The 19,323-nt window shown below is 42.7% G+C and carries 20 protein-coding genes and 1 pseudogene; 15 read left to right on the forward strand and 6 right to left on the reverse strand.

Translation table 11 applies throughout. The features are described from left to right. Positions 1–144, reverse strand: a 144-nt coding sequence (locus tag ACE4RR_RS14470) for a helix-turn-helix domain-containing protein (protein WP_375536216.1), incomplete at its 3' end; no start/stop codon positions are given. A gap of 297 nt (positions 145–441) precedes the next feature. Then, entirely contained in the window at positions 442–522 is an 81-nt protein-coding gene (locus ACE4RR_RS14475; protein WP_375536217.1) for an Eco57I restriction-modification methylase domain-containing protein, read from the reverse strand. On the opposite strand from ACE4RR_RS14475, the gene ACE4RR_RS14480 reads away from it, so the two are divergent. The 3 genes from ACE4RR_RS14480 to ACE4RR_RS14490 all read left to right on the forward strand — a co-directional run bounded on the left by ACE4RR_RS14480 (position 511) and on the right by ACE4RR_RS14490 (position 1,963). After that, positions 511–819, forward strand: coding sequence for a phage holin family protein (locus tag ACE4RR_RS14480; RefSeq protein ID WP_375536145.1), 309 nt, complete (start codon positions 511–513; stop codon positions 817–819). The two genes, ACE4RR_RS14475 and ACE4RR_RS14480, sit on opposite strands and share 12 nt — an antisense overlap. Before the next feature lie 267 nt (positions 820–1,086). Further along, complete coding sequence (locus tag ACE4RR_RS14485) at positions 1,087–1,698, forward strand: hypothetical protein (RefSeq protein WP_375536146.1); 612 nt, start codon at positions 1,087–1,089, stop codon at positions 1,696–1,698. A gap of 31 nt (positions 1,699–1,729) precedes the next feature. After that, on the forward strand, positions 1,730–1,963 hold the full coding sequence (locus ACE4RR_RS14490) for a hypothetical protein (protein WP_375536147.1): 234 nt from the start codon (positions 1,730–1,732) through the stop codon (positions 1,961–1,963). 701 nt (positions 1,964–2,664) lie between these two features. On the opposite strand, the gene ACE4RR_RS14495 is transcribed toward ACE4RR_RS14490, so the two are convergent. Beyond that, positions 2,665–2,817, reverse strand: a complete 153-nt coding sequence (locus tag ACE4RR_RS14495; protein ID WP_375536148.1) for a phage integrase SAM-like domain-containing protein — start codon at positions 2,815–2,817, stop codon at positions 2,665–2,667. Beyond that, the gene (locus ACE4RR_RS14500) at positions 2,802–3,011 is read right to left on the reverse strand and encodes a hypothetical protein (RefSeq protein ID WP_375536149.1); all 210 of its coding nucleotides are present in this window, start codon (positions 3,009–3,011) and stop codon (positions 2,802–2,804) included. Before ACE4RR_RS14500 ends, ACE4RR_RS14495 begins: the two co-directional genes overlap by 16 nt. 249 nt (positions 3,012–3,260) lie before the next feature. Here ACE4RR_RS14500 and selB point away from each other — a divergent pair, with 249 nt between their 5' ends. Beyond that, positions 3,261–5,153: a selenocysteine-specific translation elongation factor gene (gene selB, locus ACE4RR_RS14505; RefSeq protein WP_375536150.1), complete on the forward strand. Its 1,893-nt coding sequence runs from the start codon at positions 3,261–3,263 to the stop codon at positions 5,151–5,153. Continuing rightward, complete coding sequence (locus ACE4RR_RS14510) at positions 5,141–6,202, forward strand: glycosyltransferase (protein ID WP_375536151.1); 1,062 nt, start codon at positions 5,141–5,143, stop codon at positions 6,200–6,202. Before selB ends, ACE4RR_RS14510 begins: the two co-directional genes overlap by 13 nt. Here the strand turns inward: ACE4RR_RS14510 and ACE4RR_RS14515 are convergent. Continuing rightward, positions 6,158–7,039 (reverse strand): selenium metabolism-associated LysR family transcriptional regulator, encoded by an 882-nt coding sequence (locus ACE4RR_RS14515; RefSeq protein WP_375536152.1) that lies wholly within the window; start codon positions 7,037–7,039, stop codon positions 6,158–6,160. The genes ACE4RR_RS14510 and ACE4RR_RS14515 overlap by 45 nt on opposite strands. Positions 7,040–7,159: 120 nt before the next feature. On the opposite strand from ACE4RR_RS14515, the gene phnD reads away from it, so the two are divergent. The 3 genes from phnD to phnC are packed head-to-tail and all read left to right on the forward strand — an operon-like array spanning position 7,160 to position 9,691. Next, positions 7,160–8,137 (forward strand): phosphate/phosphite/phosphonate ABC transporter substrate-binding protein, encoded by a 978-nt coding sequence (phnD, locus tag ACE4RR_RS14520; protein WP_375536153.1) that lies wholly within the window; start codon positions 7,160–7,162, stop codon positions 8,135–8,137. A 27-nt stretch (positions 8,138–8,164) separates the two neighbouring features. Continuing rightward, positions 8,165–8,926, forward strand: a complete 762-nt coding sequence (gene phnE, locus ACE4RR_RS14525; RefSeq protein WP_375536154.1) for a phosphonate ABC transporter, permease protein PhnE — start codon at positions 8,165–8,167, stop codon at positions 8,924–8,926. Positions 8,927–8,941: 15 nt separating this feature from the next. After that, the gene (gene phnC / locus ACE4RR_RS14530; RefSeq protein WP_375536155.1) at positions 8,942–9,691 is read left to right on the forward strand and encodes a phosphonate ABC transporter ATP-binding protein; all 750 of its coding nucleotides are present in this window, start codon (positions 8,942–8,944) and stop codon (positions 9,689–9,691) included. Positions 9,692–9,740: 49 nt separating this feature from the next. Here the strand turns inward: phnC and selD are convergent, their stop codons facing one another. Next, positions 9,741–10,793: a selenide, water dikinase SelD gene (gene selD, locus ACE4RR_RS14535; RefSeq protein ID WP_375536156.1), complete on the reverse strand. Its 1,053-nt coding sequence runs from the start codon at positions 10,791–10,793 to the stop codon at positions 9,741–9,743. A gap of 155 nt (positions 10,794–10,948) precedes the next feature. Here selD and ACE4RR_RS14540 point away from each other — a divergent pair. The 7 genes and pseudogenes from ACE4RR_RS14540 to ACE4RR_RS14570 form a co-directional block, all read left to right on the forward strand. Further along, positions 10,949–11,137, forward strand: a pseudogene (locus tag ACE4RR_RS14540) (Rdx family protein); the annotation flags it as partial. Positions 11,138–11,222: 85 nt separating this feature from the next. Beyond that, positions 11,223–12,653 carry an L-seryl-tRNA(Sec) selenium transferase gene (selA, locus tag ACE4RR_RS14545; RefSeq protein ID WP_375536158.1) on the forward strand — a complete coding sequence of 477 codons (1,431 nt, stop codon included), beginning with the start codon at positions 11,223–11,225 and terminating at the stop codon, positions 12,651–12,653. 164 nt (positions 12,654–12,817) lie between these two features. Continuing rightward, the gene (gene acnA, locus ACE4RR_RS14550) at positions 12,818–15,553 is read left to right on the forward strand and encodes an aconitate hydratase AcnA (RefSeq protein WP_375536159.1); all 2,736 of its coding nucleotides are present in this window, start codon (positions 12,818–12,820) and stop codon (positions 15,551–15,553) included. A gap of 138 nt (positions 15,554–15,691) precedes the next feature. After that, positions 15,692–15,826, forward strand: a complete 135-nt coding sequence (locus tag ACE4RR_RS14555) for an FbpB family small basic protein (protein WP_375536160.1) — start codon at positions 15,692–15,694, stop codon at positions 15,824–15,826. Between the two features lie 124 nt (positions 15,827–15,950). Next, on the forward strand, positions 15,951–16,430 hold the full coding sequence (locus ACE4RR_RS14560; protein ID WP_375536161.1) for a VanZ family protein: 480 nt from the start codon (positions 15,951–15,953) through the stop codon (positions 16,428–16,430). Positions 16,431–16,526: 96 nt separating this feature from the next. Continuing rightward, entirely contained in the window at positions 16,527–18,836 is a 2,310-nt protein-coding gene (locus ACE4RR_RS14565) for an AAA family ATPase (RefSeq protein WP_375536162.1), read from the forward strand. Between the two features lie 14 nt (positions 18,837–18,850). Continuing rightward, positions 18,851–19,276 (forward strand): acyl-CoA thioesterase, encoded by a 426-nt coding sequence (locus tag ACE4RR_RS14570; protein WP_375536163.1) that lies wholly within the window; start codon positions 18,851–18,853, stop codon positions 19,274–19,276. Positions 19,277–19,323 lie beyond the last annotated feature (47 nt).

Genomic DNA, 19,323 nt, shown 5'->3' on the forward strand with positions numbered 1-19,323 from the left:
AAGATTCTTGTATGCCTTTACCCATTTTCTTACTTGTTGTTTATTCGGTATATTGTGTTTTTTTGCCAACAACCTATACCCCAACGAACCTTCTAGATACTCTTTCACCACGTTAAATTTAAAATCACCACTATATTTAGCCATATAAAAACACCCCAAACGTTAGTTTTTTACTCTAACTTTTGGGGTGCAGCACCGTTTTTTCTTTTGTTTGAAGGTCATATAGAGATTATCATGGGTAGATTGAAGAATCCTAACCAGAAGAATAAACTGGCTTTACAAAAGATGCTCCAAAACCAAAATTGCATTCAAATTTTGGGCAGGGTTGCCTCCATTACTACTAACTTGTGTCGTCTGATTCTCCATTTTTATCATCTCTCCCATAAATTTCTTTGTACTTCTCATTTATTAATACTTCAATTACCGTTGCTCCGCTAACTCTTACATTGACTCCAGCACTTCTCGAACATATGGAGGATTGCCAATCACAACAACAAAACCACCATTGTTATGGTTGCTGATTTGATTACAGAATTCATCAAAGGCACTTACACAGGTAAGTTACGTTCTGCTGTTGGTTATAAAGGTATGCTCAAAAAAGGTGCAATTATGCTAGTTGTCATTTTGGCTAATATGCTTGATTTACTTACTGGTACAGGAACACCTGTATTTCGGACAATGGCTACCTATTTTTATATTGGAAATGAAGGAATAAGTATATTCGAAAACTTAGGGAAAATCGGTGTGCCGATTCCACAAGGTATTGCCAAATACATAGAACAACTGAGCAAAGAAGAAAACAAAGGTCAAAAAAAATAAAATGGAAATTTAATAAATGTCAATTAATATTTGAAAAATTTAGAAAAACTGATGCGAATAATACGGAAATATGTAATGAACAATTAGAACAGAAGGTGTTTTAATTATTTTCTCCTCATTTTCACAAAAGTAAAATTCTGGTACGTTTGAGAAGCCAAACCATGAAAGGGGTGAACATATGAATGTTTGGCAATGGGTTGTAATTTATAAAAACAAGAAAAAAGAAACCCCCAATAATTAAAATACATACTAACAAGGGGAATGAGAATGAAAAATATATTGCTTTCACTAGGTTTTTTAGCTGCTTTAATTGCTCTATGCTTTACGACTACTTCCATGGTTAGCGCAGAAACAAATGATGATTTTTTAAATGTCGATTTAAACGAAGGAGAAACTGTTGTAGACTTTTATATAGAAACATCTGATGAGTTAGATGACAGCTTTGTTGATTCAGATGAAGACACTGAATTTTCTACATCTGAACGATCGTTAAAATGGTATGCCGTAAGTGAATCATATGAGGGACATTCTTATGGAAACTGGAAATATGCTGGAGCTTCTACCTTAAGCGGTGGTGTTTTAACTGCTTCTCACACAACCGCAGTGTCTAACACTTATTCCGGTTCATTGGAGGCAACAAAGAGTGCAGTAAGTTCAGAGGTAGGCTTTGATATTACGTATACTGATGATAAAACGGTAAGCTATTCAACGCATTCTTACCCAGATGGAGAATATAGATTAGAATATAGACATGTATACAAAAAGTATAAAGTTAAACAAGAACTGAAATCTGCTCATCCTCGCGCTAAAGTGTATGATACAAAATATGTTTATCCAAAAAAATGGGTTGAACGGCAATATCGCGTAGTAGAATTATAATTAGATGTTTATTAAGGGAGAATGAAAAATTATGAACAAAACAAGTATAGGCATTTCTTTTTTATTTATGGCTACTATACTTTATGCCACGCGTTTTATTTGTGGAGCTATAGGAAGAATTGGGGCAACAACATGGGGCGAAAAGGATTTTGCTCGGTACATGTCTCATATTCCGATCAGCTTAATGATTGTTACTATAATTGCTTTATCATTGGGCATTGGCTTTTTTGTGTGGGGATTGATCCAATCATTAAAAAATCAATGAGCCTCAGCACAGCTTTAAAAAGACAATATCTGTAAGGAGATTATTAAATGGGGAAATACGGGGCTCTAGTGGCGTAATTAATAAAAAAGCAATAAGCCATATGCGGTTTCTTCGTATCATACTTTGTTTCCGTTCTTTGGTTTATTTTGGCATTTTATTCAAAAACCCCTCTGAATAATCTCAATCTCAGAAAGGATTTAAGACTACTCTTCTTCCTTTTAGCTTACTGTATGCGTCTCCTAAAAGCACTCCTATAGCGACATCAGTAACGAACGTCTTTCAATAATTTTGCTTTCAAATGCAATACTGTCCTTGTTTGTGGTAATTATTTTGCGACTGATTCATTGGTTTACAGGCTCTAATAATAAAAGAAAAAATCTAAAACAGAAAACTAATGTAAAAAAACTCTTTTGAATAATCTCAGAAGGGTTTTTTCTTTTGTTTGAAGGTCATATAGAGATTATCATGGGTAATTGAACAAACAGACATGAATTAGTGGAAAGATTAAGAATCCTAACCAGAGTGATACGAACCATCGTATCAAGCAACGTATAAAGCAATACTTTGTCTCTGTATCCTCCAAAAAAATCTTCATAAATTTGAGCAAAAATTAATTTAATCTCGTCAGAAGACAACACATCAATTTGTGTCTTTGGAGTTTTGACAGGTTATAACTTCTCATGTATAGCCTCATTTATCTATCATTCTTGATACGCATATCTCAGAATAGCTCGAATCGTTCTAATACGGACATTTGCGGTAACAGGTGTTACTTTTAAATCATTTAACATGAAGTGTGTGTAAGATAAAAAAACATCTGTGGTAATTTCATCTCTGGTTAAATCTCTTTCCAAATAATCACACAGCCATTGGAAATGAGTGTAATAATCTTTGATGGTTGTCTTAATGCTTCCGACTTTTTAAATACCATAAAACGCTCAAAAATTTCCGTCAGTGATAAATTAACATTGATTTGTTTTGGTTGGATTGGTAGCTTTCTCTTTTCTGTTCTTTTTCCTTTTCGTATTGGTTGACGAAAATATTCCATAAAAAAACCTCTCACAAAATTTTAGTGGAAGATAGATTTGTACTAAAATGTACCGCAGGTCCATGCAGAAAAGCACCCCGAGTACATAGTGAATTTTAAGTTTGAATCTAAATATGGATTATTTTACCTTCCTCTTATACATTTTGCAAGAAAGGGACCTTTCGTTTTCATCCTCCCGGCGAATATTGTAAGATAAACTCATACGAATATAAGCAGGACAAAGACAGCCGTTGAAGGCGGGAGATATTGATGAAAACTTACACGATCGGTATGGCAGGTCATATTGACCATGGAAAAACGACGCTGACGAAGGCGCTCACAAACATAGATACAGACAGGCTGAAGGAAGAAAAAGCGAGGAACATTTCGATTGAGCCTGGTTTTGCGCCTCTGTATGTAAGTGACGAAACGAAGGTATCCATTATTGATGTGCCGGGACACGAACGCTTTATTCGCCAGATGATTGCCGGTGTCGCGGGTATTGATGGAGTAATATTGACGGTGGCCGCTGACGAAGGAGTGATGCCTCAGACAAAGGAACACCTCGCCATTTTGTCTCTTCTTGGAGTAAAAGGCGGTCTGATTGCCGTAACTAAAATCGATAATGTAGAAGAGGACCTGCTCGAGCTGGCAGCTGAAGAAATTCGCAAAGAGCTGAGAAGTACACCGTTTGAACATTCCCCGATGTTGTATGTCGACAGTATATCGAAAAAGGGGCTGGATCCGTTAAAAAATGCTATTGAATCGATGCTGGATTCAGTTCCAGTGCGCGAGGCAAAAGGAGCGTTCCGCCTTCCAATTGATCAGGTATTTACCGTGCACGGCCAGGGAACGGTAGTGAGAGGCACGGTTTATGAAGGATCAGTACAGGAGCATTCAATACTCACCCTGCTTCCTCAGCAGCAGCGGGTTAATATCCGCCAGCTTCAGGTTCATGGAGAAAAGGTAAACCGGGCTTCTGCCGGGCAGAGACTAGCTCTCAACATCAGCGGCGTACCGAAGGAAGAAATTTCCCGAGGGGACGTGCTCGTTTCGGCTGAGCATTATATTACGACCTATGAGATAAATATTGTACTGTATACTTCCTCGCTGTTTTCACATGCGCTGAAACAACGTGGTGCCATCAAGCTTCATCTAGGAACGGCGGAGGTATTTGGAAAGATTGTATTCTTCGATCGCAATGTACTTGAAACCGGTTCTGGAATGGAAGTGCTCTGTCAGCTCCGGCTGGACGAGCCGGTGGTTACTAAACGCGGAGACCGTTTTATATTGCGGCGCCCTTCCCCTATGGAAACTATTGGCGGTGGCTGGGTGATTAACCCTGCTGGAGGAGAGCTCCGATTTGGAAATGAAACGATACACAAGCTGGAAAAGGAGATGACGGGAACGCCGGAGGAACACATCAAACAAGCGCTGATAGAGGAAAAATGGCTGACTGTTGATGAGCTTGCAAAAGCGACAGGTCTTCCTATGGAAGAAACAGAACAAAATGTGGAACAACTGCACCAATCAGGGGAGGTTTTGGTGTTTTCTAATGGAAAAGCGACACTCCGCACGTTTTATGAGAGTTTTACCGAAGAGATTATATCCGAGCTGAAGTCTTTCCATGACGAACATCCTCTACGGTATGGAAAAAATAAGGAAGAGCTCCGCGCTGTAAAATATAAAAAACTGCCAAAGGATTTATTCGAGCGCTTTTTGGAAAAAGCAGAAAAAGAAAAAATAATCATCAAAAACAATCAATTTATTAGTATGTGTGAATTTGAACCTCATTTTCCAAAAGGATGGGAAAAAAGAATGCAGCAGGTGCTGAATGAATGGAAGTCCGATGGCATTCAGGTGCAGCCCTGGACAGTATATTGTGAAGAACAGGGACTTCCTGCCGGTATTGTGGAAGAGTGGAAACGACTGTTGTTAGGCCAGGGTGAGGCTGTGTCGATGGATGACAAACATTTGTGGTGTACAGAAGCATTTGAAGAAACAGCGGCCAGGCTCAAAAAAGAGACACAGGAAACGTTTACTCTCCAGGAAGCAAAAGAAGCACTGGTTCTTTCCCGTAAATTTCTCGTTCCTCTGCTCGAAGAGATGGATAAACGGAAAAGGACAAAAAGAGAAGGAGAAACGCGAAAGTGGCTTATTTAATCGACAATATAGCAGATCTGAATATATTGTATTTGACTCCGTATGTGCGTTCTCGGCGGGGAAATGCCGCTACTGCTAAGCGGATGGAGCATTATTTAACAAAAGCCGGGGCTAATGTAGAGGTGTTTGCATTTGAAGAAGAACAAAAGGACGCAGCGAATTTAATTGCTAAGGCAGATATTATTCATGCTCTCCATGTCCGTCGTACAGCCGAATGGCTGAGTAACAATAACCTTAAACCAGAGAAGCCATTATTGATTACATCCGGCGGCACGGATATAAATATTGACCTCGAAGACAGCAGAAAAAGGAAGACGATGGAGGAGCTGTTAAAGAAAGCCGGGGCTTTAACAGTATTTACTGAGGATGCAAGCGAAAAAATCATTAATAGCTTTCCTTTCCTAGAAAGGAAAATGTTCGTTATCCCTCAATCTGTCGTCCCCAGGCCTTTTCAGCGCCGCTCTCTGATAGAGTCGGGGCAATGCAAAATTCTTTTGCCTGCCGGGCTTCGTGAAGTCAAGGACGTATTATTTTTAAAGGCTGCCTGGGAACAGCTTGGGAAAGAATATCCACATCTCGAAGTGATTCTGCTCGGTGAGAAACTCAATAATACGATATTCGAGCAGGTGAAGGAACTGGAGAATCAGAACAGATGGTTTACTTACGCCGGAGCGGTTCCTCCTTCACAAATGAGTGAATGGTACGAGGAGGCAGATTTTGTCGTAAACACGTCCGTTTCAGAAGGGCAGCCGATCAGTATATTAGAGGCAATGAGTCATTCAATTCCAGTGATTGTCCGTAATAATCCGGGAAACGCCAGCGTCGTTGATTCGTGCACAAATGTACTGTTTGAAACACCGGATCAATTTCTGTCCCACATCCGTTTTTTTCTTAAGAATCCAAACGAGTATGAACGATACTCTCAAAGAGTATGGGAGCACGTTATGAAGCATCATCTTCCTTCTCAGGAAATGAATAAATATGCCCGTGTTTATGAACAGCTTTTACAAAAGAGTGCGTGTGCGGCTCCAGCGCATCATAAGTTCTAAAAGAGTTTCCATAATTGGATCATCCTGTGAAGCAACGCTGATAAAAAAGGTTCGTTCCCCAGGCAGAAAGCCTTTAAAATGGCAGCCTCGCGTCACTGCTCCTTTTAATGCATGCTCTGATATAAATCCGCAGCCTATGCCTGCTTCAACCAGTGAGATGACACTTTCGGTATTCGGTACAATGGCGGCTGTTTCGAGCAGGGATAAACTGCCTCCCCAATTAGTAAGTCCGGCTTTGGCGGCGTGATACGTGCCAGAGCCCTCTTTTCGTTTTATAAATGGATGAATTTTTAATTCCTCAAAGCAGTTCCATTGATCCTCTTCGGTCTCTGGAGGAGCAATGATGGCAAGCTTTTCTGAAATCAGAGGACTAGTTTGAAAGTCGTCCCCCTTGACGTCATGTCCGACAATTGCAATATCAATTTCTTGGTCCTTTAATAACTGAATAATTGTCTCTGAATTATCAATATGAAGATGCAGGCGAAGCTGCGGGAGCTCTTCATGACATTTTTTACAAATGGAGGGTAGAAAATAGGTGCCTGGAGTAGTGCTTGCCCCCACCCGGAGCGTGCGCTCATATTTATTGCCAAGTTTTGAACTGAGAGATCGCAGCTCCTCCCAGCTGGCGAGAAGCGTTTGAATTTTCTCCAGAGCGAGTTTTCCCTCTTCTGTCAGGGATAACGTTTTACGGTCCATGAGAAGAGTTCCGAGTTCTTTTTCTAAATTTTGCAGGTTTTTTGTCACGGTTGATTGAGAAATGTGCATTTTATCTGCCGTTTTTGAAAAGCTTCTCTGGCGTGCGAGCTCCTGAAACAGCTGCAGCTGTTTTTCATTCATAAATAAACCTCCAATCAGGGCGGATATCTTTACTTTTATAGTAAACAGTGGTAGCTTAAAAACGCAATAATATTCCATTTGAGAATGAAGATAATGACTTTTTGGCATAGGGGGAAAAAGATGAAAAAATTCGTAATATCACTTGCGGCAGGCTCTCTCATAGCACTGAGCGCATGCGGTTCGGAAGAGGAAAACACAGCGGAAGACTCTGGAGATGAGTCGTCCGGAAATGAAGAGAGCTCAGATTCCGGCGAGGATTCTGCAGAAAGCGTATATGACGACGATGGAACTATATCTATCGCAGCTATTCCGGCTCAATCCTCCGGAGAAATGGATGAAGGCCTTCAGTCCCTTGAGGATACCTTGAATGAAAGTATGAAAGATGACGTTGAGGTCGAGCTGTACCCGAACTATAACGCAGTAGTAGAAGCATTAAATTATGGACACATAGATCTTGCTTACCTCGGACCGCTTACGTATGTTATTGCCAATGATGCGAGTGGTGCTGAAGCAATACTTACGCAGGAAATTGATGGAGAACCATATTATTATTCCGAAATAATTACCCAGGCAGACCGGGAATGGGAGAATCTTGATGACATGCTTGAAGAAGCCGGTGAGGTAGATTTTGCTTTTGGAAGTATTTCCTCGACTTCCGGCTCCCTTATACCAGGTCTTGAATTGATGGAACGCGGGGCGTTTGAATCGGAAAATGAACATGAATTCGCTAATGTTCAATATACTGGCTCCCATGATGTGACTGCCTCAGCAGTTGAAAGCGGTGACGTCGATGCCGGTGCGATTGACAGTGCTATTTATAACGAATTAGTTGAGGATGGAGCTGTTGATGACAGTCAACTGAAGACGATCTGGCAGTCGGAGAGACTTTATCAATATCCATGGGCTGTGCCTGCAGGGATGGACGATGAAACGAAGCAGGAAATTCAGGAGGCGTTCACTGCAATAGATGATGAAGAAATTCTGGATATTTTCGGTGGTGCGAATGCGTTTATTGAAACGGAACACGAAAACTATGAAAGCATAACTCAAGCTGCGCAGGATTTTGGCATGTTGAACATGGAGAGCATCGAGGACTAACCTGATGGTCATAAAGGGGAAAGCATAATGGTCTGGTTTCGGAAAAGAGTATGGCTGTATCTGGCAGTGCTTGCCGTATTCACCTGGTGGAGCATGGGTCAGACAGATTTTGACTGGAACAATTTAAAAGAATTCAGCAACGCGTTTGCCTTCATACAGGATCGCTTTCTCCCGGCAGAATGGGGAATCCTCCCTGACATGATTGAGCCTATTTTGGTTACGCTTGCCGTTGCTTTTCTTGGGACATTTTTCGCACTGATAATTGCACTGCCTCTCAGTTTCACCGCCGCTAAAAATACGGCGGGTCATGGTGTTTTTTATTATGTTAACCGATTTTTTCTATCGATTCTTCGTTCCATACCTGAAATTGTATTCGGACTAATTTTTGTCGTGGTCTTTGGCCTTGGACCATTTCCTGCTGTAATCGCCATTCTTCTTCATAATATTGGTGTGCTCGGCAAGCTTATTTCAGAATTGATTGAAGCGGCAGACGAAGGGCCGCAGGAAGCGATGCAGTCTGTCGGTGCCACTAGAAGGCTCGGTAATTTATTTTCGATAGTTCCTCAGATCTGGCCTAACGTGTTATCACACTATTTTTACCGTTTTGAAGTGGCGATACGAACCTCGCTGATTCTTGGATTTATAGGCGGAGGCGGGATTGGTCAGCAATTATTCAATGATTTTAACAGCTTCAATTATTCAGCGGTAACAGTGCAGGTACTGCTTATAATGGCACTTGTTATTATTGTCGATTTATTCGGTGCATTTGTAAGGAAACGGGTTATTTAAAAAGGAGAGATAATGATGATTGAATTAAGGCAAGCATCCGTGTATTATCAGGCATCGCACCAGCCTGCGATTTCAAATGTAAGTCTCTCCTTTAAACCGGGTGAGTTCGTTTGTGTACTCGGGCCAAGTGGTGCTGGTAAATCGACGATGATACGGACTATTAATGCTTTGCAGCCGCTGACAGAGGGCGAAGTTCTTCTGAACGGAAAAAGCATCCATCATTTGAATAAACCGGAAGTCAGAAAATGGCGAAGTGAAGCCGGTATGATTTTTCAACACTTTCATCTAATTCCAAGAATGAGTGTTCGCCAGAATGTTCTGACAGGTCTTTTTGGAAAGAAAAGTGCGTTTTTTAACTTTTTCGGAACATTTACGGAGGATGAAAAAAACAAAGCAGCGCTCGTGTTAGAACAGGTCGGTTTAAGCGAAATGGCAGAACGGCGTGTCGAATGGCTGAGCGGTGGCCAAAAACAACGAGTAGGAATTGCAAGAGCTCTGATGCAGGAGCCGAGTGTGTTTTTAGGGGATGAGCCGGTGGCGAGTCTTGATCCTGGAACAGCACGTACAATTTTTCAGCTGCTTCGCAGTATCCATGACGAGAATAAGTTAATTTCGATCATTAATGTACATGATGTATTTCTCGCAAAGGAATTTGCCTCCAGAGTCGTCGGATTATCCCGCGGTCAAGTAATTTTTGACGGCCCGCCTCAGGAGCTGCAAAATGGGATGATTGAAAAGATCTACGGCCAGGCCGTGTCTGTTTAAAAATGATAAGAGGCCGTCACCAAAAAATAGCTTTTGGGACGGCCTCTTTTTAATTTAATAATAAATGAACTTCAGCTTTTGCCTGCACCTCGCCGATTATGGCTGTGCCGGCGCTTCTACGTTGGTGCATATCCTGGACATATTGCTCAGCTTCTTCTTTGTTCATCGCAGCAAGAAGCCCTCCAGAAGTAATGGCATCGCATAAAATATCCTGAGTCAGTGCTGAAACACTGTCTTCCCGGTGTATATGCGGGGCGAGATACGCTGCGTTTGCTTTTGATCCTCCGGGAATGATCCCATTTTCAGCAAGCTCACGCGTGCCTGCCAGCATAGGAACCGCCTTTGTTTTAAAACGGAAGGAAACATCGCTTGCAGAAGCCATCTCATACGCATGTCCAAGCAGTCCGAAGCCGGTCACGTCTGTCACGGCGTGTGGATTATATGCCTGAAGCGCCTCAGCTGCTTCTTTATTAAGTTCTGCCATCAGGTTGGTCACAGACTCCACTTGATCCTGTGTTAATGCATCACGTTTGATTCCCGTCGTCATGATTCCAACACCGATCGGTTTTGTAAGCACGAGAACGTCTCCGGGTTTGGCTCCTTTGTTGGCCCACACCTTATCAGGATGCACGATCCCGGTGGCAGCCAGGCCGAATTTCGGCTCTTGATCATCTATGGAATGCCCTCCGACAATCACCGCCCCGGATTCTCTTACTTTATCCGCAGCACCTTTCATGATGCCGGCAAGAATTTCATCGGGAAGCTCCTTTATAGGGAATCCGACAATATTCAGGACCGTTTTTGGAATGCCGCCCATCGCGTATATATCACTTAATGCATTTGCGGCCGCAATTTGTCCGAACATATACGGATCATCGACAATCGGAGTGAAATAATCAACAGACTGTACAAGTGCGATGTCATCTGTCAATTTATAAACACCGCCATCATCAGAAGTGTCTGTGCCTACCAGCAGGTTTGGATCTGGTTCAGTTTTTGGTAAATGGCGCAATACTTGCGCCAGGTCTTCAGGACCTATTTTGCATCCTCAGCCCGCTTTTGAAGACAGACTCGTCAGCTTAATATAATCTTCTTTACTCATCGAATCACCTCCAGCTACTTTCCTTATCTTAGTATAATCCCGAAGTTTGCATGAACACAAACGATACACTAAAATATAACCAACAGACTATACAGAAAGAGGCCGATACGATGAAAATTTCAATCGAGTTCTGCATGCAGTGAAACTATTCACCAAAGGCCGTGAGTGTCACGGAAAAGTTATATGATACCTATAAAGGAACAATCCGATCGATTGAATTAATTACAAGCTCCGGAGGCGTATTCGAAGTCTCGGTAGACGGCAGAACCATCTACTCAAAAAAAGAAACGGGCCGGTTTCCCGACGAAGACGAACTCGTCGCAGAAATTGGAAAACACCAATGAGTAGGTGGGGCCAGCAGGCAGAAACAACTGCAGCTGGCCTGATTTATGCCTGCTTCGTTTCGTTACGGTAGAAAGGTTGATGTCGATGTACGATGAGGTAAGACGAATTCCACCTGTACATGAGTATCAGAAAACAGAACATTATCAGCGTATTGTTAGTAAAGCAGGTGATAAAAATATTGTCACAGATTGGCTCCGCTGGGAAATTGATAAATTGCGAAATCATCTTATGAGCAGTACTATGAAATCATCGATGGCCGCAGATGAAATGCTGCAGCTGGTGCTGAACCGGCTGGAAAGAAGAACCGATGACTTTTTCCGTCATCGTCTGTCCAAAGTTATTAACGGGACCGGCACTATTTTACATACGAATTTCGGAAGAGCACTTCTCAGTGAGGAGGCTGCCGCTCGTGTGGTGGAAGCAGCCAGTTCTTATACCAATCTTGAATACAATATTGACGAAGGCAGGCGCGGGTCACGCCATGAAATTTTAGAAGATATTCTCATTGAAGTGACTGGAGCAGAAGCTGCGATGGTCGTCAATAATAACGCAGCTGCTGTATTTCTCACACTGAGCGCGTTAGCAAAAAATCGTGAAGTGATCGTATCCCGGGGGCAGCTGGTCGAAATAGGCGGTTCGTTCCGTGTCTCTTCAATCATGGAGGAAAGTGGGGCCAAACTTGTTGAAGTCGGAACGACCAATAAAACACATCCGGGAGATTATGAAGAAAAAATAACGGAGCAGACAGCAATGCTGATGAAGGTTCATACAAGCAACTTTAAAACAATCGGGTTTACAAGTGAGGTTTCGCTGGAAGAACTTCGAGAAATTTCACGGCGCCATAACGATCCTATTGTTTATGAAGATCTGGGTAGCGGTGCGCTGTTTGATTTTTCTGAGCATGGTATAGGGGAGGAACCTACCGTGCGTAAAGCGCTTCAGAACGGAGCCGACCTTGTATCTTTTTCTGGTGACAAGCTGCTCGGCGGGCCGCAGGCAGGAATCATTGCCGGAAAAAAACAATGGGTGGATCTGTTAAAGAAACATCAGCTGGCACGGGTGCTCCGGGTGGATAAGATGACACTCGCAGCACTTGAAGCCACTTTAAAGGCGTATATGAGAGGTACGGAACATGTAAAAACCCTCCCCGCTCCACGTATGATTTTAGAGACAAAGGCAGAGATCGCAAAGAGAGTACAAGAATTTATCAGCAACAACACTTTTCGATACTGGGAATTACGAGCTCAGGATGATGTCTCAATGATCGGAGGCGGAACAATGCCGGAGGTGGAACTTCCCACTATGACTGTAGTGATCGACACAAAAGAAATTGATGCACATACGGCAGCCGCACACCTCCGCCTTGAACAAACACCTGCTATTATTGTCAGGGTGGCACAGGAGAATATAGTCATAGATTTTCGAACAGTAGCCGAGAATGAAGCTGACATTCTGCTGGAACGCCTCCAAATGCTTGAGAGGAAACTGACAGCCGGGAAGACAAAGCGTTACTGACAAAATTTTTCACAAGGCATTTATATTTACAACAAGTTTTGCTATTCTTATATAGGTGGCGAAAATCGAGCGCTTTTTTCATTAGACAGATAGAGATGAACAAGACTCTTTTTTCGACAAAGCAGCGAAACTGTTATACCATAGACTTTAGAGGAGGGATACATATGAGTGGTAATCAAGATGTATTCAATGCGCGCAAGTCCTTTACATCTGATGGAAAAACGTACTATTATTACGACATTAAAGCTCTCGAAGAGGCGGGCGTCGGCAAAGTGGACGAACTCCCATTTTCTGTCCGTGTGCTGCTTGAATCTGTACTAAGACAGCAGGATGGAAAGGTAATCAAGAAAGAACATGTCGAAAGTCTTGCCAATTGGGGCAAAAAAGATGGCGGCAGCGAGGATGTTCCATTTAAACCGTCCCGTGTTATTCTTCAGGACTTCACAGGGGTACCGGCCGTGGTGGACCTGGCTTCACTTAGAAAAGCTATGGCTGATTTCGGCGGTGATCCGCAGTCCATCAATCCTGCGATTCCGGCAGATCTCGTCGTGGACCATTCTGTGCAGGTTGACCAGTTCGGAACATCCGATTCCCTGCGCCAGAATATGAACCTTGAATTTGAAAGAAATGAAGAAAGATATAAATTGTTAAGCTGGGCCACTAAAGCATTTGATAATTACAGTGCAGTGCCGCCGGCAACAGGGATTGTCCACCAGGTAAACCTTGAATATCTGGCAGCAGTCGTTCATGAAAAAGAACTTGAGAACGGTGAAGTAGAAACCTTCCCGGATACATTGGTGGGAACTGACTCTCACACGACCATGATCAATGGACTTGGTGTTCTTGGCTGGGGTGTCGGGGGGATTGAAGCAGAAGCTGGAATGCTTCAACAGCCATCCTACTTCCCGTCCCCGGACGTAATTGGTGTTCGATTAAAAGGATCGCTCCCAGAAGGTGCCACAGCAACAGACCTTGCCTTGAAAGTTACCCAGACACTGCGTGAAACGAACGTTGTCGGTAAGTTTGTTGAATTTTTCGGGCCGGGTCTCTCTGAAATGCCGCTTGCCGATCGGGCGACAATTTCTAATATGGCCCCTGAATATGGAGCTACATGTGGTTTTTTCCCGGTGGATGCAGAAGCTCTGAATTATCTTCGTTTGACCGGCCGTACAGAAGAGCACATTAAACTCGTAGAGGAATACTGCAAGTCCAATCACTTGTTCTATACACCGGATCAGAAAGATCCAACGTTTACAAAGGTGGTGGAGATTGATCTCTCCACGATAGAACCAAGTCTTTCCGGCCCGAAGAGGCCACAGGATCTCATTACACTTTCTGATATGAAAAAGAAGTTCAATGAGGCACTGACTGCTCCAGCTGGAAACCAGGGATTCGGGATGGAGAAAGAAGATGTGGACAATGAGGTAGTAATCAAGCACCCGAATGAGAAGACGTCAGTCATGAAAACAGGTGCGGTAGCTATTGCAGCAATTACCAGCTGTACCAACACTTCCAACCCTTATGTCATGATTGGTGCCGGACTCCTAGCGAAAAAAGCGGTTGAAAAAGGTCTTGAAGTGCCGGAATATGTAAAAACATCTCTTGCACCAGGCTCTAAAGTGGTAACACGCTATCTCGAGGATGCCGGGCTGCTGCCATTTCTTGATCAGCTTGGATTTAACCTTGTTGGATATGGCTGCACTACCTGTATCGGTAACAGCGGACCGCTTCCGGAAGAAATTGAAAAAGGAATCGCTGACAGTGATCTCCTCGTTTCCTCCGTATTAAGTGGGAACCGTAACTTTGAAGGGCGTATTCATCCGCTGGTAAAAGCGAATTATCTTGCTTCACCACCGCTTGTTGTCGCATATGCACTCGCCGGCAATGTTAACTTTGATATGAATAACGAATCGTTCGGGAAAGACAAGGACGGCAACGAGGTCTATTTTAAAGATTTATGGCCAACGGCTCAGGAAATCAAAGATTTCGTTCATAATAATGTTTCCCCGGCCCTGTTTAAAAAGGAATACGAAAATGTGTTTGATAACAATGAGCGCTGGAACGACCTTCAGTCTGATGAAAATGCCGCGCTGTATGAATTTGAAGATGATTCAACCTATATACAAAACCCGCCGTTCTTTGAAGAAATGTCCAAAGACCCGCAGGATATTGAAGAGCTCTCGAATCTTCGTGCGATTGGGAAATTCGGAGATTCTGTTACGACAGACCATATTTCTCCCGCCGGTTCCATTGCAAAAGACAGCCCGGCTGGAAAATATTTGATCAGCAAAGGTCTGAAGCCAGCTCAATTTAACTCCTATGGTTCCCGCCGTGGAAACCATGAAGTTATGATGAGAGGAACCTTTGCCAATATCCGCATTAAAAACCAGCTTGCTGCTGGAACTGAGGGCGGTTTTACGACGTACTGGCCGACAGGTGAAGTAATGGCCATTTATGATGCAGCGATGAAATATAAAGAAGACAATACAGGCCTCATGGTTATAGCAGGTAAGGACTACGGCATGGGAAGCTCCCGTGATTGGGCTGCAAAAGGAACCAACCTGCTGGGCATTAAAACTGTTATTGCCGAAAGCTTTGAGCGCATTCACCGTAGTAATCTCGTATTTATGGGTGTGCTTCCGCTTCAGTTTAAAGAAGGGGACAGTGCTGATTCACTTGGACTAACTGGTGAAGAATCCTTTGATGTTAAAATCGATAACAATGTCCAGCCGCATGATCACGTGAAAGTGGAAGCGACGGATGAAGAAGGCAATAAGAAAACCTTCGAAGCACTTGTTCGTTTTGACAGTGAGATAGAGATGGATTATTACCGTCATGGCGGTATTCTGCAAATGGTACTACGTAACAAATTCGCAGAGAAGGATGCGAAAACCCAGTAATAGAGTAAACACCGCCTCTTAAACGAGAGCGGTGTTTTCTTTAAATAATAAATAATTTCACGCACCGTACTATATTACAAGTATACAAAACTTAAATACTGTTCATAATAGTAAAAATTTAAACCCGAGGTGTAAATAATGAAAAAGAAAAAATTAACACTCCAGGAGCTCACTCAATCGATAAAAGAAGATATTTTAAAAGACCCTGAGCAGCTTGAAAAAATTGATGCCCGCCTGGATGAGAAACATCAATCAAATAACCTGCCTTCCTGATTCTGTTTCTAAGAGAAGCAGAATCTTTTCTTTTTCCCCGCATATATAATTGAAAAATGAAGGCTTGCCAAACCACTTCATAAAATTGATAATGGATAGGGAACTACGTAAAGGCGGGAAAAGAATGAGTAAACCCGAGACACTTGCAAGTAAAACAGAACCTCCATATGTTCTCAGACGCTGGAAATTACTATTGCTTTGTATTTATTTCACTGCTTTAGTTTATGTCACCCTGTTCGCCTGGAATTATGGCTCTTCATACGGTCCCATGGCCCCAGGTGATAGAAACTACAACTTGACATTGTTTGAGAGCATTCACAACATCGCCTATTATAGTTCCTCCTGGGTAACTCCGCTTCGGATCCTGGGGGGAAATGTAATTATGTTTCTGCCGTTTGGCATCATTTTACTGTCTTTATTAAAGAGCGGATGGAAAAATATTTTTATAGTAATTGGTTGCTCATTCACCCTTTCCGTGGGTATCGAAACTTGTCAATTTTTATTTACTCACAGAGTAGCCAATGTGGATGACGTCATGTTAAATACGCTGGGGGGACTCATCGGAGCGATGGTTACCTCCATATCAAGATATATAAAGAAATAGTACAATTAAGAAATAGGGAGTATGATCGATTCTGCAAAAGATCGGTGAAGCTGCCTTTTTATGTTGCTGAGTTTTTTCAGCAAAGGAGAATGCTGAATGAATAGTTCCGAATTGAAAGAACTTCAGGAGGAAATAGCTCACTGGAAAAATAAGCCTGAACGTTTTGAGGAAAAGTCGGCGCTTTCCAAAATTGAGCTGCTGGATGAAACACTTGAAGAAGAAAAGCAGACAGCAGCAGATCTTTATGGTCTGCTGGCTGAACAACGCTGGAAGAAGGTCAAACGCTTTGATCCCCTCATTAAAAATTGGATGAATCAAGCGTTACAGTTTAACGAAGCAGAAGATAGAGCCACTTCTCTAAAATCCATTGAACAAATAAAGCAGCTGCAGGCGCGAGTTTTTACGTTGCCGGTGCCATCAATGCGGGAAACAGACCAAAGCTCAGCCCGTAAAAAAGCAGCGGGACAGTTAAAAAATATCGCCGATAACGAGATTGAAGAACTGCAGACCGCTGTTTCACTTGTTCACAGCAGCCGCCTCATTAACCGAATTGATTCAGCAGAAGAGCTGTCCGCTTTTCTTAAAGAAGGGTTGGACTTATATAACCATTTACGAGAGAGTGCGGATCAATATTTACAAACCGCTTCCGGCTCTTTTTATTCTCCCGAACAAGTAAAGGAGATAAAACAAACATCAGCTGAGATTGAAAAACTGAAAAGAGAGTGGCAAACCTGGCTTTCTGAACAGGAGGAAGCAACTTCGTCGGCTGACCCTCTTACTGAATTAAATGAGATGATCGGCCTTGAAAAAGTAAAAAACAGAGTAGAACGGATGTATCATTACCTCCAATATCAAAAGCTCCGTAAAGAAAAAGGCTATCAGTGGAATGATGAACGGAGTCTGCATATGATTTTAACCGGCAATCCTGGAACCGGTAAAACAATGCTAGCGAGGCTATTAGCTAAAATTTATCATCAACTCGGCCTGCTGCCCAGAGATGAAGTGCTTGAAACAGACCGTTCTCATCTAGTAGGAGGATACGTCGGTCAAACTGAAGAAAAAACGATGAATGTAATTAAAGAATCGGTAGGCGGTATTTTATTTATTGATGAGGCATACAGCTTAAGAAGAGAAGGTATGGCGGGAAATGATTTTGGCCAGACAGCCGTGGATACACTCGTAGCAGCCATGACTGGTGGAGAATACGCAGGAAGCTTTGCGGTAATAATGGCCGGGTACCCAGAAGAGATGCGGCAGTTTCTTCAGTCTAACCCTGGTCTGCGCAGCAGATTCCCTGAAAGCAACCATATCCACCTGCCTGATTACTCAGCCAGAGAGCTGCTTTCCATAGGCGACAAAATGGCAATGGATAATGATTATATCATTACAGCAGATGGTAAAAAGAAGCTGCAGCAAAGAATTGAAAAAGAACAAGTGGATGATACATTTGGCAACGCAAGAACTGTAAAAAACATTATCATGGATGCCATTTTTCTGAAGGGTTCTATGGTGGGCGATGCACCACATTCAGAAGAAAATGACTTTTCATTATTGACAAAAGAGGACATGCAGGACCCTGATGAATATGAGTCCACCACTGATATACGTTCTCCGGAATCACAGCTGGATGCCCTGGTTGGCCTGGAGGACGTAAAACGAGAAATTAAAAAACTTGCTTCCTTTGCCTCTATCCAGAAGCGCCGGCGTGATCATGGGGCAGAGGCCGTTCCGATTCATCTTCATACCGTGTTTTCCGGTCCCCCGGGAACGGGAAAGACCACCGTGGCGCGTTTATACGCATCCATTTTAAAAAACCTCGGTTTTTTAAAACGAGGTCACTTAATCGTTGCCGGCCGCAGCGACCTGGTCGCAGAATACACAGGTCAAACCGCTATGAAAACTAGAAGGAAAATAAGAGAAGCGCTTGGTGGGATGCTTTTCATAGATGAGGCATATTCGCTGACTTCCTCAAGTAGAAATGATTTTGGCAAAGAAGCAATGGATACTATCGTAGAGGAAATGACAAAGTACGATGATAATTTAGTCATTGTGCTTTCCGGCTATTCCGAACCGATGGCTGAGCTGTTTGCTTTGAATACCGGCCTGCGATCCAGATTCAAAAAACAACTTTATTTTCCTTCATACTCTGCTGAGCAGCTCGCTTCTATAACAATCGCTGCGATCAGGCAATTCGGGTATAACGTTGATAACAGCCTGCTTGCTGAATTCTCCAGTGCTTATGATCAAATGGATACGTCCGGTAACGCACGATTTGCGATGGACGTGGCAGAAGAAGTCTTTCAGCAGCAGGCCTGGCGACTTGCCAATGCAGACTTTGAAAAGTCCGACCTTAATAATATTATAAGAGAAGATATTTCAAAAGCATTGGAAAATAAGCAATCATAAAAGGGGAGAAGATTGTGTTCTTTGAATCTACAAGTATTGAAGTAAGGTATGCAGAAACAGATCAAATGGGAGTTGTTCATCATTCCAATTATCTCGTGTGGTGTGAATTAGGCAGGACTCAGTTTATCCGCAAACTCGGTTTTGAGTACAAGGAACTTGAAGAAAGCGGGATTCTATCTCCAGTAATTAATTTTAATCTGGATTATAAAGCAGCCGCGGTATATGGGGAGACTGTTACATTGGATACGTGGCTTGAAAACTACAACGGCGTAAAAGTAATGTACAGCTATGATATCCGTAATGAAAAAGGAGCTCAATGTGCGGCAGGGACAAGTTCTCATGTATGTGTAAAAAAAGACAGCTTTCGTCCAGTCTCCATAAAAAAACATCTACCTAAATGGCACGTGGCCTATGAAAAAGTAAAGATTTCAAAGAAATGAATGGAGAAAGGAGCTCTTCGTAAGATCATTACGAAGGGCTTTTATCT

Origin of the sequence: Alteribacillus sp. HJP-4 (assembly GCF_042139015.1) — a bacterium.
In the GTDB taxonomy this organism is placed as follows: Bacteria; Bacillota; Bacilli; order Bacillales; family Marinococcaceae; genus JBHIKY01.

What these genes read in the sequence shown, in the direction of transcription:
- ACE4RR_RS14480 (WP_375536145.1), top strand. Translation starts at nt 511, where the DNA reads ATGGTTGCTGATTTGATTACAGAATTCATCAAAGGCACTTACACAGGT.
- ACE4RR_RS14485 (WP_375536146.1), top strand. Translation starts at nt 1,087, where the DNA reads ATGAAAAATATATTGCTTTCACTAGGTTTTTTAGCTGCTTTAATTGCT.
- ACE4RR_RS14490 (WP_375536147.1), top strand. Translation starts at nt 1,730, where the DNA reads ATGAACAAAACAAGTATAGGCATTTCTTTTTTATTTATGGCTACTATA.
- ACE4RR_RS14500 (WP_375536149.1), bottom strand. Translation starts at nt 3,011, where the DNA reads ATGGAATATTTTCGTCAACCAATACGAAAAGGAAAAAGAACAGAAAAG.
- selB (WP_375536150.1), top strand. Translation starts at nt 3,261, where the DNA reads ATGAAAACTTACACGATCGGTATGGCAGGTCATATTGACCATGGAAAA.
- ACE4RR_RS14515 (WP_375536152.1), bottom strand. Translation starts at nt 7,039, where the DNA reads ATGAATGAAAAACAGCTGCAGCTGTTTCAGGAGCTCGCACGCCAGAGA.
- phnD (WP_375536153.1), top strand. Translation starts at nt 7,160, where the DNA reads ATGAAAAAATTCGTAATATCACTTGCGGCAGGCTCTCTCATAGCACTG.
- phnE (WP_375536154.1), top strand. Translation starts at nt 8,165, where the DNA reads ATGGTCTGGTTTCGGAAAAGAGTATGGCTGTATCTGGCAGTGCTTGCC.
- phnC (WP_375536155.1), top strand. Translation starts at nt 8,942, where the DNA reads ATGATTGAATTAAGGCAAGCATCCGTGTATTATCAGGCATCGCACCAG.
- selA (WP_375536158.1), top strand. Translation starts at nt 11,223, where the DNA reads ATGTACGATGAGGTAAGACGAATTCCACCTGTACATGAGTATCAGAAA.
- acnA (WP_375536159.1), top strand. Translation starts at nt 12,818, where the DNA reads ATGAGTGGTAATCAAGATGTATTCAATGCGCGCAAGTCCTTTACATCT.
- ACE4RR_RS14555 (WP_375536160.1), top strand. Translation starts at nt 15,692, where the DNA reads ATGAAAAAGAAAAAATTAACACTCCAGGAGCTCACTCAATCGATAAAA.
- ACE4RR_RS14560 (WP_375536161.1), top strand. Translation starts at nt 15,951, where the DNA reads ATGAGTAAACCCGAGACACTTGCAAGTAAAACAGAACCTCCATATGTT.
- ACE4RR_RS14565 (WP_375536162.1), top strand. Translation starts at nt 16,527, where the DNA reads ATGAATAGTTCCGAATTGAAAGAACTTCAGGAGGAAATAGCTCACTGG.